The organism is Saccharothrix violaceirubra, assembly GCF_014203755.1.
GTDB classification, from domain to species: Bacteria; Actinomycetota; Actinomycetes; order Mycobacteriales; family Pseudonocardiaceae; genus Actinosynnema; species Actinosynnema violaceirubrum.
Window position 1 is genome coordinate 6,856,321 of sequence record NZ_JACHJS010000001.1, and the last position, 16,325, is coordinate 6,872,645.

Sequence of the window (16,325 nt, forward strand, 5' to 3'; positions counted from 1 at the left end):
TCACCGGATGTGGCGATCGGGGCTCTGACCTGCGGTGGCGGTGGGATTTGAACCCACGGAGGCTTTCACCTCACACGCTTTCGAGGCGTGCTCCTTCGGCCGCTCGGACACGCCACCGCCGAGAACAATACAGGCTTCGATCGTGGTCACGAAATCAGGTGGTCAGCGCCAGTTGCGCATCGCGTCGGAGAGGCGGGAGCGGGCCCGGCACAGGCGTCCGCGCACCGACTCCTCCGTGGCGCCGACCGCGATCGCGATCTGGGCGTACGTCAAGCCGTGCACCTCGGCCAGCAGCCAGGTCACGCGCTGGAACTCCGTCAACGCCGACAACGCGTGGGTCAGTGCCGCGAACGTCTCCGTCACGCGGGCGGGATCCCGGTAGGCCGGTGTGCACAACGGGGTGGACGAGTCGGGCAGTTCGCCCACCGCGGCGCAACGGCGGGCGCGCAGGATGCCCAGGCACCGCCGTTCCGCCACCCGGAAGAGCCAGGTGCGGACGGCCGCGGGCTCTTCGAGTTCGCCGAGACGATTCCATGCCGTGGCGAATACTTCCTGGGTCACGTCCTCCGCGTCGCACCTGTCGCCGAGCATCCGCAGGGCCACGCCGAACACGCGGCCCGAGTAGCGCAGTACGAGTTGTTCGAACGCGAGCGCGTCGCCCCGGGCCACCCGGTCCGCCAGCGCCGCGTCTGGGCTGTCCACCCGTCGGATCGTGGCAGGCCCCCCGCGTCACGGCGACCTCAGCGCGCGAAGAACCGCTCCATCAGTTCCGCGCACCTGTCCGCCAGCACGCCGCCGAGCACCTCGGGACGGTGGTTCAAGCGCCGATCGCGCACCACGTCCCACAGCGAACCGACCGCACCGGTCCTGGGCTCCCACGCGCCGAACACCACGCGCGCGACCCTGGCGAGCACCAACGCCCCCGCGCACATCGTGCACGGCTCCACGGTCACGACCAGCGTGCAGCCTTCCAGGCGCCAGCCGTCGCCGAACCTCGACGCGGCCTCGCGCAACGCCAACACCTCGGCGTGCGCGGTGGGATCGCCCAACGCCTCACGGGCGTTGCAGGCACGCGCCAACTCCACCCCGTCGGGGTCGTAGACGACCGCGCCGATGGGCACGTCCCCGGTCTCGCCGGCGCGCTCGGCGATCGCCAGCGCGGCCTCGACCATCTCCTCCGGCTTCACGCCTGGATGGTGTCCAACAACGCCGTGAACTCCTCGCCGAACCCGCACCGCTGGGCGATCATCTGCAACTGCTCGTCCGGGTACAGGTCGACCTCGTCCACGATCACCTGGAGTTCGTGCTTGGGCATGCCGACGTCCGCCAGCACCGCGAGGTCGCCCTCGGGCCACAGCTCCTCGTCGTCCTCGTCCGGCGGGTCGACGCGCAGCAGGTCCAGGACATCGGCCGCGATGTCGTAGTCCAGTGCCGCCGCCGCGTCGGACAGCAGCAGGGAGACCCCGCCGGGCACCGGGCGCAGGATCACGAAGAACTCGTCGTCGACGGCCAGCAGTCCGAAGACCGCGCCCGTCGAGCGCAGCCGGCGCAGCTCGGTGATCGCCGCGTCCAGTTCCGCGAGGGCCGAACCTTCCATCCTGGTGCACCGCCAGCGGCCGTCCTCCCGGACCACCGCGACAGCGAAGCCGTTGACCGGCTCCTGGTCTGCCATGGTGCACACCGTAGGGCCATCCGAGGCCACCCGGTAGCACGGGGGGCTCGGGGCGAGGCGGTCGACACGTTCCGATGCCACTATCGAGGGATGAGCACAACTCTGCCGAACACCCGCACGACCACTCCCGAGCCGAGGTTCACGGGGCTGGCGGAAGCTGCGCGCGCACTCCAGCCCCGGACGGTCGCCCTGCGTCGTCAGGTGCACCGCCACCCGGAGCAGGGTCTGACCCTCCCGACGACGCAGGCCGCGATCCGGCACGCGTTGAACGGGCTCCCGTTGGAGATCACCGAGGGCACGTCCACGACCTCGCTCACCGCCGTGCTGCGCGGTGCCAAGCCCGGTCCGACCGTGCTGCTGCGCGGCGACATGGACGCGTTGCCGTTGCAGGAGGAGACCGGCCTGGACTTCGCCTCCGAGGTCGACGGCACGATGCACGCGTGCGGCCACGACACGCACGTGGCCATGCTCGCGTCGGCCGCGCGGCTGCTGAGCGACCGGCGGGACGAACTCGCGGGCCAGGTCGTGTTCATGTTCCAGCCCGGCGAGGAAGGCCACCACGGCGCCAAGTTCATGCTCGACGAGGGCGTGCTGGACGCGGCGGGCACGCCGGTCGAGCGGGCGTTGGCGCTGCACATCTCGTCGAAGCTCCAGTCGGGCGTGGTCACGTCGCGGCCCGGCCCGATGATGGCGTCGGCGGACGAGTTCTTCGTGACGGTCACCGGTCAGGGCGGGCACGGCGGCATGCCGCACAACGCGCTGGACCCGGTGCCCGCGGCGGCGGCGTTGATCGGCGCGTTCCAGACCCTGGTGGCACGGCGGGTCAACGCGCACCACCCGGCGATCGTGTCCGTGACGCGGCTGGCGGCGGGCACCACGACCAACATCATCCCGGAGAAGGCGTACCTGGACGGCACCGTGCGGACGCTGTCCGAGGACACGCGGAAGTTCGTGCTCGCCGAGCTGGAGACGATCGCCACGCACATCGCCGCCGCGCACGGGTGCAGGGCCGAGGTGCGGATCAAGCCCGGCTACCCCGTGACGATCAACGACGACACGGTCGGCACGCACGTGCTCGACGTGACCGCGACCGCGCTCGGCGCCCGCTGGGCGGTGCCCATGGCCGACCCGCTGATGGGTGCCGAGGACTGGTCGTACGTGCTCCAGCGGGTGCCGGGCGCGTTGGCGTTCCTGGGCGCGTGCCCGCCGGGCGTGGACATCGAGAAGGCCGAGGCCAACCACTCCAGCAAGGTGTTGTTCGACGAGTCCGCGATGGAGCACGGCGTCGCCGTGTACGCCGCGTTCGCGCTCGACGCCCTGCGCTGACCCGAGCCGGCAGGATGGCCGGGTGCGTGACGTCTGCGTGGTCGGGTTGGGGTTGATCGGTGGTTCCGTCGCTCGGGCCGCCCGCGCGGCCGGGCGGGAGGTGTGGGGTGCCACGGCCTCGCCCGCCGACGCCGAGGCGGCCCGGGGCGACGGGGTCGAGGTGTCGGACCTGGCCGCGGCGCTCGACCGGGCCGCGAGGTCAGATGCCCTGGTCGTGGTCGCCGTTCCGCTGCCCGCCGTCGAGGAGGTCCTGCGCGCGGTCCCGGCCGGCACGCGGGTGACCGACGTGGTCAGCGTCAAGGGTCCGGTCGCCGACCTGGTACGCCGGGTCGCGCCGGGCGTCCGCTACGTCGGCGGGCACCCGATGGCCGGCACGTCCGCGTCCGGGTGGGCGGCGGGCCGGGCCGACCTGTTCCGCGACGCCGCGTGGGTCGTCGCGCTCGACGACGACGCCTCGCCCGACCTGCTGCTCGACGTGATCGCGTTGGCGCTGGACACGGGCGCGCACGTCGTGCCGACCACGTCGGCGGAGCACGATGCCGCCGTGGCCCGCATCTCCCACCTGCCGCACCTGCTGGCGGCCGTGCTGGCGAGCGTCGGCGCGGACGGCGGCGCGCTGGCGTTGTCGTTGGCGGCCGGGTCGTTCGGCGACGGCACGCGGGTCGCCGGCACCCGGCCCGAGCTGGTCCGGGCGATGTGCGAGGGGAATCGCACGGCGTTGCTCGACGCGGTCGACGACGCCCTCGGCCGCCTGGGCGCGGCACGGGGATCGCTGGCGTCCACGGGTGGTCTGGCGAAGACGATCGACGCCGGGCACGCGGCACGCGGGTCCCTGGACGCGATCCGGTCGTCGACCGGCACGCCGTTCGACCTGGACCTGACCGCGCCGGACGCCCTTGAGCGCCTGCGGGCACTGGGCCGCGAGGGCGGCCGGGTCACCTCACTCGAAGGTGCAACGTTGCGAGCGCGCACCTCGTAGAGTCCCGGGGCATGAGACGTCGTGCCCTGGCGATCGCATCGGTCGTGGCGGTGCTGGTGGGCGCCGTCGTCGTGCTGCGGGAACCGGCGCCCGCGCCGCCGCCGGAGGTCGAGTACCTCCCCGACGCCAGGTCGCTGAGCGAACCCACGCTGCTCTCGCTCACCGCGCACGACGCCACGACCGCGCGTGCCGCGTGGACCGCGACCGGCGGGGTGACCGACAGCGGGTTCGAGGTCCGCTGGGGCGACCGCACCGTGCTGGTGCACGGCACCGAGTACGACCTCACCGACCTCACGCCGGACCGCCCGGTCACGGTCGAGGTGCGGGCGCTGGACGCGCACGGCCGCCGGTCCGCGCCGGCCACCGCCACCACGACGCCGCGCTACGTCCCGGTGACGGACTCGTTCAGCCGCGAGTCCCTCGGCACGCCCCGGTGGCGGGTGATCGACAAGGGCGAGGGGTGCCTGGGCGTGCGCGACGGCCTGGTCGAGATCGCCTGCCCCGCCGTCGACCTCGTCTCGACGGTCCCGATCGGACCGGGCTCCCGGTTCTCGATCACCACCGACGGCCCGACCGAGGGCGAGTTGGTCGTCGCCCTGACGCCCGACGACCACCAGGACCTCCTGCCGGCCGAACGGCTCCCGGACTCGGTGTACGTCAGGCTGACGCCCACCGGCGCGGGCGTGGAAAGCGACCTGCCCACCGGCACCGGGACCATGCCGGCGGGCGGCGCCTTCACCCCGGCGACCAGGGGTGTCCGGCACCGCTGGGACCTGGACGTCCGCGCCGGCTCGGTGATCGTGTCCCGCGACGGCGTCGAGGTCGCCGGCGGTGCGTTCGCGCTCCCGTGGCGGTCGGGCCGGATGCGGATCGCGGCCCGCGGCGCGGCGGGCACGACGCTGTTCACGGCGGACATCCCCGGCACCCCGGTCGCGGCGGACTCCCGGCCGGTGTGGGTCGAACTGCCACCGATCACGGCGCTGCTGCCCGTGCCCAAGGTCAACGCGGTCCCGGCGGGCGATCGCGTCCGGGTGGTCGTCGAGGTCGGCGGACGCGGCCGGGTCGAGGCCGTGCGCGGCGTCGAACTCGACCTCGACGGGACCAAGATCGCCGATCTGTACGCCGAACGCGCGGCGGGCGGCAGGTACGAATGGACGTTCGCCGTCGCGCCGGGGGAACACCGGCTCACCGCGCGGGTCCTGCCCGCCGACGGCGGACAGCCGACGACGACCGACTTCACGTTCACCCGATAGGTATCGGCTGCGCAACGACTGGTGACCCCGGTCACGCGGCGACCTAGCTTGGCGCCATGACTCGACGCCGGATCGCCGTGCTCGTCGCGGGTGTCGTGCTGTTCGGCGGTGTCGTCGCGGTGCTGCGGACAGCGGGCGTCGACACGCCCGCCACGCCGACCTCCACGTCCGTACCACCGCCGACGTCGCTCGCCCCCTTCGCCGCCGAGGGCGTGCTCGTGCCCCGGCCCGGCGAGGCGCCGCACACGCTCGACGTGTTGACGCTGCGCCCCGGGCCGCGCCGCATCCAGGCGAGCTGGACCGGCACGGCGCCCGGCTACGAGGTGAGCTGGGGTCGGGACGGTCGGCTCGACCACACCGCCCTGGTCGCGCGCACCACGGCCCAGATCGACGGGCTGGACGACGGCGTCGAGTACACCGTACGGGTGCGCGAGGTCGACGCGTTCGGCCAGCGCTCGGAACCCATGCAGGACAAGGCGACACCGCACACCCAGGACGTGGGTTCGCTGGTGTTCGTCGACCGCTTCGACCAGCCGGACGCGCCCGACCCGCGCCGGTGGCGATTCACCTCGCGGCCCAACTGCGCGCGGGCCACACCCGGCCGGGGTGACGACGGCGCCCGGCTGGTGATCAGCGGGTCGTGCGCCGCCGCGCCGGCCGCATTGCGCTCGCGCACGCCGTTCGTCCTGCGCGACGCCGACGACCTCGGCCGGTTCGTGGTCGAGACCGACGGGCCGGGCCCGGACGGCGAGCTGTTCGTCGATCTGGTGCCCGGACCGTTCAGCGTGCTCGTTGGCGAGTCGCTGCCGCCGAACGCGTTGCGCCTGCGCGTCGCATCCGGCGGAGGCACGTCGTCGGTGTCCGTGCTGACTCCGGCCGGCACGCCGACCACGCGGGTCCGGCCGGTGCCCACGCTCGAACCGGGCCTCACCCACCGCTGGGAACTGGTGCTGCGACGCGACGGCACGACCGTGCTGCTGGACGGCACGCCGGTCGCGACGAGCCCGGCCGTGCCCGCGTGGCGCGAGGCCACCGCCCTGCTATCCGTCGCCGGGCCGACCGGCCAACGGGTGAACGTGAGCCTGATCGGCTTCGACGGCGTGACCGCGCAGGCACCGGAACTCGTGCCACCGCCACCGATTCGGGTGAAGGTCGCGGCGGAAGCACCGCCGCCCGGCGACCTCAAGCCCATTCCCGGTCTGACCGGCGGACAACTGCGCCTGTCGATCCTGCACAGCGATCCCGCGCCGACACCGCCGCCGTTCGAGGCCGTGATCGGCGGGGTGAGGGTGCCGCTTCGACCGGCCGTGGCCGACACGCCGTGGGCGGCGGACACCGCGTACGCGGTGATCGCGGACGTGCCCGCCGAGGCGTTGCGCTGGGACGGCGCCGCCCTCCACGTCACGGTCCTGAGCGCGCAACGCCTCCAGGCCACCAACGTCGACCTCGAACCGACCGGCACCCCCGGCACCCCGCCCGACCGCGGGGACGTCACCCCATTGGGCGGCGATAAGACGCTCGCCCGCGCCACCGGGACCGTGCTCGACGCGAGCGGCAACCCGCTGCCCGAGAACACGCCCGTGCACCGCGGCCGACTGGTGTTCGACCTGGTCCTCGACGGGGTCGCCAGTCAGCGCGGCGCGGGGATCGCGGGCCTGGCCGGGTTCACGGTCCGGCTCGACGGCGACCGCGTCGCCTCGGTGCCGACCGCACTGGGCGGACCGGCCGTGGCCGGGCGGTACCGGCTCGCCGTGGACACGCAGGGGCTGGCCGAGGGGCCGCACATGATCGAGGTGAAACTGTTCGGCACGTCTTCGGACACCGTCCCCACCTCGGCGTTCGTGCCGTTCTTCGTGGGACGGTGAGACAATGCCGCCCATGGAGCGCCCATTGATCCTGGACGCCGCCCGCACCCCGTTCGGCCGCTACCGCGGCGGTCTGGCCGGGGTGCGCGTCGACGACCTGGCCGCGCTGCCGATCACCGAACTGCTGCGCCGGCACCCGCTCGACCCGGCGCGGGTCGACGACGTGCTGCTCGGCAACGCCAACGGCGCCGGCGAGGAGAACCGGGACGTCGGCCGGATGGCGGCGCTGCTGGCCGGGCTGCCGCCGACCGTGCCGGGTGCCGCGGTGAACCGGCTGTGCGGCTCCGGCGGCGAGGCGATCGTGCAGGCCGCCCGCGCGGTGGCGCTGGGCGACGCCAGCCTGGTCGTGGCGGGTGGCGTGGAGGGCATGACGCGGGCGCCGTTCGTCGTGCCGCGACCCGACCGCCCGTTCGCCGACCGGCTCGAACCCGTGTCCACGACGGTGGGCTGGCGGCTGGTGAACCGGCGGATGCGTCCTGAGTGGACGGTCTCGATGGGACGCGCGGCCGAGGAGTTCGCCGTGGACCTCGGGTTGACGCGCGAGGACATGGACCTGTTCGCGTTGCGCTCGCACCGCCGGGCGTCGGCGGCGTGGGACGCGGGCGTGCACGAGGGGTTCGCGTTCACCGTCCACCTCGGCGACGGGACGGCCGTGCGTCGGGACGAGTGCGTGCGGCCGGGCACGACGCTGGAGCGGTTGGCCCGCCTGGAGTCGGCGTACTCGGAGAAGGGTCCGGTGACGGCGGGCAACTCGTCGCCGTTGGGCGACGGCGCGACCGCGCTGCTCGTGGGGTCCGAGGCGGCGGCGGCGGAGCTGGGGCTGGAGCCGTTGGCCGAGGTGCTCGGGTCCGCGGTGACGGCGGTGGAGCCGCACCGGTTCCCGCTCGCGCCGGTCACCGCGATCCGCAAGCTCATGACCCGGCTCAAGGTGTCCGGCGACGACGTCGACCTGTGGGAGATCAACGAGGCGTTCGCGGCGACGACGCTGTCCGTGCTGCACCACCTGCCCGAGGCGGACCGGGAGAAGGTCAACGTGCACGGCGGGGCGATCGCCTACGGGCACCCGTTGAGCGCGTCGCTGGCCCGGGTGATCGCGGACCTGGCCCGGCACCTGCGCGCGCGGGGCGGCGGGTTGGGCATCGCGGTGGCGGCCATCGCGGTGGGCCAGGCGCTCGCGGTCGCGGTCCGGTCCTGACCGGAGTCCGGGGTGGACGCCGCGTCGCGATCGGACTCCGGAGTCAGATGCGGTGGGCGACGCCGGGCCGGTCGAGCACGAGGCCCGCGTCGTCGACGGTCACGAGCTGTTCCACGCCGTCGTCGGTGAACGCGACCACGGACCGGTCGTCGCCGACGGACACCGTCCGGTAGCGCTGGCGGACGAGTTCGACCGACAGGTCGGGCAGCGTCACGCGCACGACCGGCAGTTCGTGCCCGCCCTCCTCGCGGTGGAGGTTGAGCCGGCGGACCGGGATCGCGGTGAACAGCACGGCCGACCGCACGTCCACGTCGAGCGCACCGTCGAAGTCCGCGCGTTCCGCGCCGCCGCCGTGGTCGATCAGCCACTGGCCCTCGGAGGACCGGGACACGGACAGCTGCCGTTCCTCGGTCGCGGTCGCGGTGCGCAGCAGCAGGCGGGTCACGGCGCCGGTGTCGCCGACCGAGACCTCGAAGGACGCGCTGAAATGCCGGTCGCCGGCCGTGACGAGCCGGCCGGACGCGCGCAGCTTGCGCTCGGACAGCAGGAACCGGACCTGTTCGAGCCGGGGTACGTCGTAGCCCTGCCAGGTCAGGATGCGCGCACCCGGCGGGCGCGCACCGGCATCGCTGGACGTGTCCACTGCCCACCCTCGGTCGACGTCGTGCGTTCCGCAGGCAGGCTACCCGACCCGGACGCGGAGCGGCCCCCTCGACCGGGGAGGTCGAGGGGGCCGCTCGTCACTGGCTGCGACTACTACGCGGCGGACTTCCGTCGGCGCACGATGATCAGCGCGGCGGCACCGGCACCCAGCAGACCGAGACCGATCAGCAGCGGGACGAAGATCGACGCACCGGTGGAGGCCAGGTCGTCGTCCTGGCCGCCGGTGGTCGGCGCCTGCGTGGTGGTGGTCGTCGGCGCCGGCGTGGTGGACGGGGCCTGGGTGGTGGTCGGCGCCGGCGTGGTCGACGGGGCCGTGGTGGTCGTGGTGACGACCTCGGTCCAGTCGGCCTTGGCGGTGTCGCGGACGTCGACGTCGACCGGGGTCACGACGATCAACGACTGCGTCTTCTTGTTGCGGTCCTCGCTGACGAACAACCGGCCCTGGCTCAGGGTCGCGGTGGCCTCGACGGTGAACTCCGCCTCGCCGGCCTTGGTGCCGGCCTCGACCTGGATGTAGACGTCGGTGACGGTGACGTCGGCGGGCGCGGCCTTGGCGGCGGCGTCGCCGGCCTTGACGTACGGCAGTTCCTTGCCGTCCTTGTCGACCAGCTTGACGCCGGCGGGCAGGTCGGCCTTGAGCACGATCTGCTTGGCGGTGGTCGTCACGGTGAACGGACCGATCCGCTCGCCCGCCTTGCCGTGCACCGTCTCGTCGGGCTTGATGTCGAGCGTGGGCTTCGGCTCGGCCTCACCGGTGTTGTCGTCGCCGGTCAGGTAGTCGTAGACCTTGACCACGTGGGCGTCGACGTCGGCGGGCTCGGCGGTCGCGTCCGGCTTGGTCAGCTCGGCACCGTCGCTGTAGTGCCACACGGCGGCCTGGGTGGCGGCGATCAGCGAGCTGGACTTGAGGTCGGGCAGGCCGAACTTGGTGCGGGCTTCGTCGACGGTCAGTCGCGGGTAGCCGTGCGTCAGCACCCAGTTGACCTTGGCCGCGTTCTGCTTGAACTTGGTGTCCGGGTTCGGGTGCTGGTCCCACGGCACCTCGTGCAGCGGCGTGGTGTCCTCGAGCGGGGTGGGCAGCTCGACGCAGTAGGTCTTGAGCGTCTGGCTCTTGCCGTCGCTGGTCACCTTCACACCGATCAGCTCGGTGTTGACCGCGTCCTTCTTGCCCACCAGGTGGACGCCCATGCCCTGCTCGTTGGCCGGCGGGTGGGGAACGATCTTCACCGGGTCGGCCAGGGCGGGCAGCGCGCCGGACATCAGGACGAGGGAGGCACCGAGGACGGCGGCCCCCACGCGCTTCAAGGTCAACCGGTGTGCCATGTGTCTCCTCAAGGCCGGCTCGGTAGCCCGATGGGGTGATTTCAAGACTCCGGACCAGTCGAAATCGGTCGTCTGCCAGCGAGGGCGCCGACACCGAATCGACAGGAATCGGCGGAAGACTATCCGATTGAGTTACCCCTGAACGGATGAGGGCTCTACCTGTGGTAGAGCGGTCAGGAGCAGCGAAAACGCTGGTATTCACTCCACAGTGGATGATCGAACCGGGTTTTCCCGGCTTCGACGACGGCGGTGGTCCGCAGCTTCGGCCCGTGCCGAACAAGCTTGCCACACCGGTTGACGACCGCATTTTTGCAGGTCAGAAGCTTTTCATTGCAAATACACGTAATAATGGGAGTCACGATTCGACGCGACTCCGTTGCCAAACGGTGACTCAGGCGACGAGGTCGGCCGGGACCACCGGTCGAATGTCACCCGGTCGAAGCGACGTCCCGGGCAGGCAAAGGTCCTTCACCGACGGGTGACGGCCGGTCAACATCCACGACACCAGCGTGGCGAGCTGGAACGAGATCAACGGCGGCACGGCGTCCCCGAGGTGCCGGTACGCGTTGCCGATCACCGACACGTCGAACCGGAAGCGTTGCGGAAAACCCTGCAACAGCGCCATCTCCCGGACCGTGCACAGCCGGTGCTGGTCCGGGTGCGCGTAGCGGCCGTTGCCGACGTGACCGCACTCGCGCTTGATCGTCCGCGCGGGCTCGTCCCACCACATCCGGCCGTACACGTCGGGGTGCGAACCCCACTTGCCCGCCTCGATGATCTTGCGCTGCGCCGGGTTGAGCAGACCCTCGTTGCCGTTCACCAGGTCCGCCCACGACCCGCCGTCCACCGGGATCGCCTTCATCCGGTCCAACGACCGGTCCCGCCGGAACGACGGCGACACGTGCATCGGGTCGTCCGGGTGCGCCAGGCCCGCCTCGACCTCCGGCAGCCGGCCGATCGCACGCCGCACGGTCAACGCCTGCTCCCGGACCTCCCAGTTCCGCCACAGGTCGTCCAGGGTGCGCAACGGCACGCCCGCGTCCACGGCCACGACCATCGCCCGCTCGCGCAGTTGCGGCAGCCCGAACCGGGACAGCATGTGCTTGCGCGCGTCGACCTCGTAACCGATCTCGATCAGCCGCTCCGCGAGGTTCTCCAGGTGGTGCCGCTGCTTCCCGCCGACCAGTTCGCGCGCGTTCTCCAGCAGCACGACGCGGGGCCGGAACTCGGCCGCGTACGCCGCCACCCGGCCGACGAGCGAGTTGCGCGGGTCGTCGCGCAGGTGGTTCGCCGGGCTGATCCGCGTGAAACCCGAACACGGCGGGCACGCCACGAGCACGTCCAGTTCGCCGCGCTCCAGGTTCCACACCTGGCGCAGCACGGCCGGATCGAGGCGGCCGAGGTCCACCTGGAGCGGATCGACGCCGATGTTGTCGCGGTAGGTCCCGTTGCAGCGCAACGAACCCAGCCGCGACGAGGGCTTGCCGATCTGCGCGTCCGCCGCGCCGACCACGGTGAAGTCGCGGTGCGCCTGGAAGCCCAGGCTCATCCCACCCGCACCGGAGAACAGGTCGACGACCTTGAGAGTGGGAGCGCGCACGGCGGAATCGTACGGCCATCCGTTAGCTTGCCCGCCATGGAGTTGCCACCGGCCTGGCTGCGCCCGGACCCGCTGCGCGGGCTGGCGAAGGTGCCGTGGTCCGGACTGGACCGGGGCGTGGGCGTCGACGGCTGGTTGCGCACGGCGGCCGAAGGCGACGACGCGGCGTGCACGGCCCTGGCCGACCGGCTGCTCGACGACGACACGGTGTCCGAGGCGAGCGCCGCGGCCGTGCCGTTCCTGGCCGGACTCGGCGCGGGCTACCAGGTGCCCGGAGCCGTACGCGATCGGGTGATCTTCCTGCTGGCGGCGCTGGCGTCGGCGGGCGCGGGGTTCACCGACGCGGGCCGGCGGACGCGTCGGCGCTGGAACCCGCTCGGCCGCGAGCTGCCCCGCCGGCCGCCGGACTGGATCACGCAGACCCGGTACGCGGTCGCCAAGGCCGCGCCGCGGGTGTTCGAGTCGTTGGCACGGGCCGAGGTCGCGTGCGCGCTGGCGTTGGCGATCGCCGTGCCCGAGGTCGCGCCCGCGCACGTGGCGGACACGGCCGAGGGGCTGGCCGCAGGGCGCGGGTTCTTGGCGGACGCCGCGGCCGTCGTGCTGCACCTGACCCAGGACGTGACGACCGACGCGCGGTTCGTGCGCGCGCTCGCGGCCCGGCACCCGACGATCACCGTGCCCGACGCCCCGCACCGGCCGGATCGCGTGACGCTGCAACTGGTGGGCCACCGGGTGGCCCACCTCGCGGCGTACGGCTAGGCCGTGACGGCGGTGGGCTCCAGCGCGGGCGCCACGTCGTCGTCCACCGCGACGGCCGGTTCCAGCGGACCCAGGGACGTGCCCCACTCCTGGTCGGCCAACGCGAACGCGGCCACGGTCAACGCGGCGACCGGCCGGCCGGGCACGAGCTGGTCGGCCACGAAGTCCAGCTCCAGCTTGGCGCCCAGCGGGGACGGCTTGAGGCGCAGCGTGCCGTGCGGCGCCTCGTCGGGGTGCGCGAAGCGGCACGACCACTCGGTGAACACGACCGGCCGTTCGACCACCTCGGTCGGGTTGACCGCGCGGACGTTGGCGTTGACCGAACTCTGGCGGTAGGCGTCGGCCGACGACACCAGCAGTTCCTCGAACTCGATCGAGGACACGCCGAGGTCGTGCCCGGCCACCAGCGCCACCTGCACCAGGGCCAGCGGGAGCTGCGGCACGGCGTCCTCGAAGCACACCATCGCGCCGCCGTACCGGGTGTTGATCTCGGTCGGCAGGAAGCCGTCGGCCGTGGCGATGCCGTCGAGCGTGAACGTGCCGCGGTAGTCGACCGTCTCGCGCAGCCGCTCGCCGACGCGGCGGGCCAGGTTGCGCATCTCCTCGCGGATGCGGGTCGGCGGGTCGTAGTGCGACGCGCAACCCGCGTAGAGGAACCGGGCCTGGCCTTGGCGGCGCGGCACGACCATCTCGATCGGACGCAGTACGGCCGTGCCGTCCGGGAAGACGATCCCGTGCACGCTGACCGGAATCCCTTCCAGGAACGGCATCACGCGCACAAACTCGCACTTCGGTTCGAGCACGCCGAACGCCTCGCGCGCCTCTTGCGACGTGCGCACGCGGCGGACGAAGTTCGCCCCGCCGTTGATCGCCGGGCCGTCGCCGGACCAGACCACGCCCGCGCCCCGGTCCAACCGGGCGGTCGCGGCGAGCAGGGCCCCGAAGTCAAGGCCCATGACCTCGGCCGGCGCGCGCGGCGCGGACAGCTCGTCCCACAGCGCGTCGATCGTGGTCTTGTTCTCCAGCTCCACCCACTCGGGCCGGCGGTGGTTGAGCACCGGGCGGCCCGCGAACTCGGCGGTGTGCACGTACGGCGTGCTGATCACCAGCGCCTCGCCGTCCGGGTCGAAGTCGCCCAGCACGGCGCGCACCCGCTTGTTGGGCGAGGTGAGCAGCCGGGTCAGGCGGTTCTGCTCGACCGCGACGAAGCCGCCCGCGATGCCCAGCGGCACCCAGCGGGCCACCTCCGAGTCGTACAGCGGCGCATGATCGTCCGTCGACAGCACGAGGGTATGGCGAGCACCGAGCTGATGGAGCTCGGCGGCGCGATTACTCAGTCGAGTACCGCCCGCGAGCACGACCAGCCGGTCGCCGAACAACGTGCCGAGGCGCTGCTGGAGCGCGTGGAGGACATGATCCATCGCCGAGAACTCGCTTAGAGGAGAAGCAGACGAGACAACCGGCGAGTGCCGGTGTGTCGCACTGTAGAGCCACGCGAGCGGACTGGCCCAGCACGGTCCGGCAACGACCGCATGAAACTTGCCGATGGACGTCGATCTACCTCCGCGAGATCATCGAGCGGCGTCCCGGAGCACCTGGTCGACGCGGGCGAGGAAGGCGCGGGCACCCTTGGCGCGGGTGAGCGTGACGGTCAGTCCGAAGACGGTCTCCTCGACGGTCGTCGGCGCGGCGGCGGCCACGATGGCGGCGGCGTCGGCCAGGAAGCGCAGGCGCTTCGCCTCGTGCACGGCGTGGTCGGCAAGTGCACCGTCGATCGTGCGGTGCACGGCGGGATGCGGGTAACTCACACGAGGTATATCGACTCGGCATAGCCACACCTTTAGGGTCAATTTTTGCCGGCCGGCTTCACCCGTGCCGGTGGGTCCGTGCTCTGATGACACCCATGCGCGTGATGATCACCGGAGCCGCTGGTTACGTGGGCCGCGCGGTCGTCGCGGAACTGGACCGCGCCGGGCACGCACCGGTCCCCTTCGCGGGCGACGTACGGGATTCGGCGGCCGTGGAGGCGGCCGTGCGGGGGGTGGACGCGGTCGTCCACCTGGCCGCGCGCAGCCGGGTGCGCGAGTCGTTCGACCGGGCGGCCGAGTACTTCGACGTGAACGTGGGCGGGACGCTCAACGTGGTGCGCGCGCGTCCGGCCGTGCTGCTGCTGGCCTCGACGGCGGGGGTGTACGCGCCCGCTCCGTCGTTGTCCGAGGATTCGCCCCTGAAGCCAACAAACCCTTATGCCGCTTCGAAAGCCGTCGCCGAGGAGGTCGTGCGGTGGACGCCCGGGGCGAGTGCCGTGCTGCGGCTGTTCAACGTCGCGGGCGGCGGTGACGCGGACCCGACGCGGGTGATCACCAAGGCCTGTCTGGTGGCGGCCGGGCGGGAGCCGTCGATGCGGGTGTTCGGGAACGGGTCGGCCGTGCGGGACTTCGTGCACGTGCGGGACGTGGCGCGGGCGTTCGTCGCGGTCCTGGAGAACACGTCGTCGGGGCACGAGGTCTACAACGTGGGCGCCACCCCGGCGAGCGTCGCCGAGGTGATCGCCACGACGGAACGGGTCGCGTCCCGGCCGGTGGCCGTCGAGTGGGCGCCGGCCAACCCCGGCGAGGTGCGCGAACTCCGGGCCGACACCGCGAAGCTGCGGGACCTGGGGTGGTCGCCCGAGGAGTCCGGGCTGTCCGACCTGATCGCCGACCAGTGGCGGTCCACGGGTGCCTGAACGCACAACTCGCGGTGTCTGAACGTACGACTCGCGGTGTCTGAACGTATAACTCGCGCGGTTCTAGGGGCGGCGGCGGTAGGCGAAGAAGGCGCCGGTCGTGACGGCGAGCGCGGACAGCGCGGCCACCAGGGGCAGCGGGTGGACGCCCGTCCCGGTCGCCGGCGGCGGGGGTTCGGTGGCCGCCGCGACAGTGGTGGGCTCGGGGCGGGTCTGGTCGTGCGCCGGCGATTCGGGCAGGAAGCGCTCGGTCGCCGGCGGCGGGTCGCACGCGGTGAAGCCGGACAGGGTGATCGACTGGGCGGCCGACAGGGCGGTCGGCGGCGCGGGGAACGCGATCGTGGGCCGGGCCGCCGAGTCCGGTTCACCGTTGGAGTAGGTCACGCGCAACGCCGTCACCGGGCCGGTGGTCGTGTAGCCGGTCGGGGTCTCCCCCACGTCGACCATCTCGCCGGCGCCCCAGGCGCTCACCACGGCCTTGTCCGCGTAGGACAGCCACGGCACGTCCGACTCGACCTCGTCGATCCCGCCCACCACGAACGACGACACCACCACGGGTCGCGAGAAGAAGAACGTCAGGCGGACCGAGTCGCCCTTCGACAGGCTGTTCATCGCGAGCGTCATCGTCCCGTTCCCGGTCGTGCCGGTGAGCGGACGCGCGGGCCAGCCGGGGACGCCGGTCTCGCCGAAGTCGGCCAGCGGGTTGGAGTCGTCGCCGTTGCGCGAGGCCGGGTCGACCAGTTCGGCGGACACGCCGAGACCGTCGAACGTCCCCTCGGCGCCCACCACGCCCTGCGGCCACTCCAGACCGGGCGAGTCCCAGGTCACGGTCGCGCACGCCGGTGTCGCGGCGGCCACCACGGGCACGCCGGCCAGGAGCAGTGCCGCCACCGCCGCCACGCGCACGAGCAACGCGAACCCCTTTCATCAAAGGCTGCGCGCATGACATCGCCCGATCAGCC

Annotated in this window: 17 protein-coding genes and 1 tRNA gene; 8 read left to right on the forward strand and 10 right to left on the reverse strand. The window is 72.6% G+C overall.

The annotated features are described in order from the left end of the window. Positions 1 to 32: 32 nt before the first annotated feature. From F4559_RS31675 to F4559_RS31690, 4 genes are all read right to left on the reverse strand, one after another. Positions 33 to 117, reverse strand: a tRNA-Ser gene (locus F4559_RS31675). A 45-nt stretch (positions 118 to 162) separates the two neighbouring features. Next, the gene (locus tag F4559_RS31680) at positions 163 to 702 is read right to left on the reverse strand and encodes an RNA polymerase sigma factor (RefSeq protein WP_184674751.1); all 540 of its coding nucleotides are present in this window, start codon (positions 700 to 702) and stop codon (positions 163 to 165) included. A gap of 38 nt (positions 703 to 740) precedes the next feature. Then, on the reverse strand, positions 741 to 1,172 hold the full coding sequence (locus F4559_RS31685) for a nucleoside deaminase (protein ID WP_184676442.1): 432 nt from the start codon (positions 1,170 to 1,172) through the stop codon (positions 741 to 743). A gap of 11 nt (positions 1,173 to 1,183) precedes the next feature. Further along, positions 1,184 to 1,672: a tRNA adenosine deaminase-associated protein gene (locus F4559_RS31690; protein WP_184674752.1), complete on the reverse strand. Its 489-nt coding sequence runs from the start codon at positions 1,670 to 1,672 to the stop codon at positions 1,184 to 1,186. Positions 1,673 to 1,762: 90 nt separating this feature from the next. Here F4559_RS31690 and F4559_RS31695 point away from each other — a divergent pair, with 90 nt between their 5' ends. The 5 genes from F4559_RS31695 to F4559_RS31715 are packed head-to-tail and all read left to right on the forward strand — an operon-like array spanning position 1,763 to position 8,290. Further along, positions 1,763 to 2,998: a M20 metallopeptidase family protein gene (locus tag F4559_RS31695; RefSeq protein WP_184674753.1), complete on the forward strand. Its 1,236-nt coding sequence runs from the start codon at positions 1,763 to 1,765 to the stop codon at positions 2,996 to 2,998. A gap of 22 nt (positions 2,999 to 3,020) precedes the next feature. Next, positions 3,021 to 3,977, forward strand: coding sequence for a prephenate dehydrogenase (locus F4559_RS31700; protein ID WP_184674754.1), 957 nt, complete (start codon positions 3,021 to 3,023; stop codon positions 3,975 to 3,977). 11 nt (positions 3,978 to 3,988) lie between these two features. Beyond that, on the forward strand, positions 3,989 to 5,230 hold the full coding sequence (locus F4559_RS31705) for a fibronectin type III domain-containing protein (protein ID WP_184674755.1): 1,242 nt from the start codon (positions 3,989 to 3,991) through the stop codon (positions 5,228 to 5,230). 56 nt (positions 5,231 to 5,286) lie between these two features. After that, complete coding sequence (locus F4559_RS31710) at positions 5,287 to 7,095, forward strand: hypothetical protein (protein WP_184674756.1); 1,809 nt, start codon at positions 5,287 to 5,289, stop codon at positions 7,093 to 7,095. 13 nt (positions 7,096 to 7,108) lie between these two features. Beyond that, a complete protein-coding gene (locus tag F4559_RS31715) occupies positions 7,109 to 8,290 on the forward strand; it encodes a thiolase family protein (RefSeq protein WP_184674757.1) in 1,182 nt (393 codons plus the stop codon). Positions 8,291 to 8,333: 43 nt separating this feature from the next. Here F4559_RS31715 and F4559_RS31720 read toward each other — a convergent pair whose 3' ends face one another. From F4559_RS31720 to F4559_RS31730, 3 genes are all read right to left on the reverse strand, one after another. After that, entirely contained in the window at positions 8,334 to 8,933 is a 600-nt protein-coding gene (locus tag F4559_RS31720; RefSeq protein ID WP_184674758.1) for a putative glycolipid-binding domain-containing protein, read from the reverse strand. Between the two features lie 113 nt (positions 8,934 to 9,046). Beyond that, entirely contained in the window at positions 9,047 to 10,276 is a 1,230-nt protein-coding gene (locus F4559_RS31725; protein ID WP_184674759.1) for a thioester domain-containing protein, read from the reverse strand. Positions 10,277 to 10,667: 391 nt separating this feature from the next. After that, positions 10,668 to 11,876 (reverse strand): DNA cytosine methyltransferase, encoded by a 1,209-nt coding sequence (locus F4559_RS31730; RefSeq protein ID WP_184674760.1) that lies wholly within the window; start codon positions 11,874 to 11,876, stop codon positions 10,668 to 10,670. Positions 11,877 to 11,912: 36 nt separating this feature from the next. On the opposite strand from F4559_RS31730, the gene F4559_RS31735 reads away from it, so the two are divergent. Next, on the forward strand, positions 11,913 to 12,635 hold the full coding sequence (locus F4559_RS31735; protein WP_184674761.1) for a hypothetical protein: 723 nt from the start codon (positions 11,913 to 11,915) through the stop codon (positions 12,633 to 12,635). On the opposite strand, the gene F4559_RS31740 is transcribed toward F4559_RS31735, so the two are convergent. Then, positions 12,632 to 13,921 (reverse strand): hypothetical protein, encoded by a 1,290-nt coding sequence (locus tag F4559_RS31740; RefSeq protein WP_312865918.1) that lies wholly within the window; start codon positions 13,919 to 13,921, stop codon positions 12,632 to 12,634. The two genes, F4559_RS31735 and F4559_RS31740, sit on opposite strands and share 4 nt — an antisense overlap. 6 nt (positions 13,922 to 13,927) lie before the next feature. Here F4559_RS31740 and F4559_RS35700 point away from each other — a divergent pair, with 6 nt between their 5' ends. After that, positions 13,928 to 14,074, forward strand: a complete 147-nt coding sequence (locus F4559_RS35700; protein ID WP_246445374.1) for a hypothetical protein — start codon at positions 13,928 to 13,930, stop codon at positions 14,072 to 14,074. A 132-nt stretch (positions 14,075 to 14,206) separates the two neighbouring features. Here F4559_RS35700 and F4559_RS31745 read toward each other — a convergent pair whose 3' ends face one another. Continuing rightward, complete coding sequence (locus F4559_RS31745) at positions 14,207 to 14,422, reverse strand: hypothetical protein (protein WP_184674763.1); 216 nt, start codon at positions 14,420 to 14,422, stop codon at positions 14,207 to 14,209. A 116-nt stretch (positions 14,423 to 14,538) separates the two neighbouring features. On the opposite strand from F4559_RS31745, the gene F4559_RS31750 reads away from it, so the two are divergent. Next, a complete protein-coding gene (locus F4559_RS31750) occupies positions 14,539 to 15,363 on the forward strand; it encodes an NAD-dependent epimerase/dehydratase family protein (protein WP_246445375.1) in 825 nt (274 codons plus the stop codon). 63 nt (positions 15,364 to 15,426) lie between these two features. Here the strand turns inward: F4559_RS31750 and F4559_RS31755 are convergent, their stop codons facing one another. Further along, a complete protein-coding gene (locus F4559_RS31755) occupies positions 15,427 to 16,275 on the reverse strand; it encodes a hypothetical protein (RefSeq protein ID WP_184674765.1) in 849 nt (282 codons plus the stop codon). Positions 16,276 to 16,325: the final 50 nt, after the last annotated feature.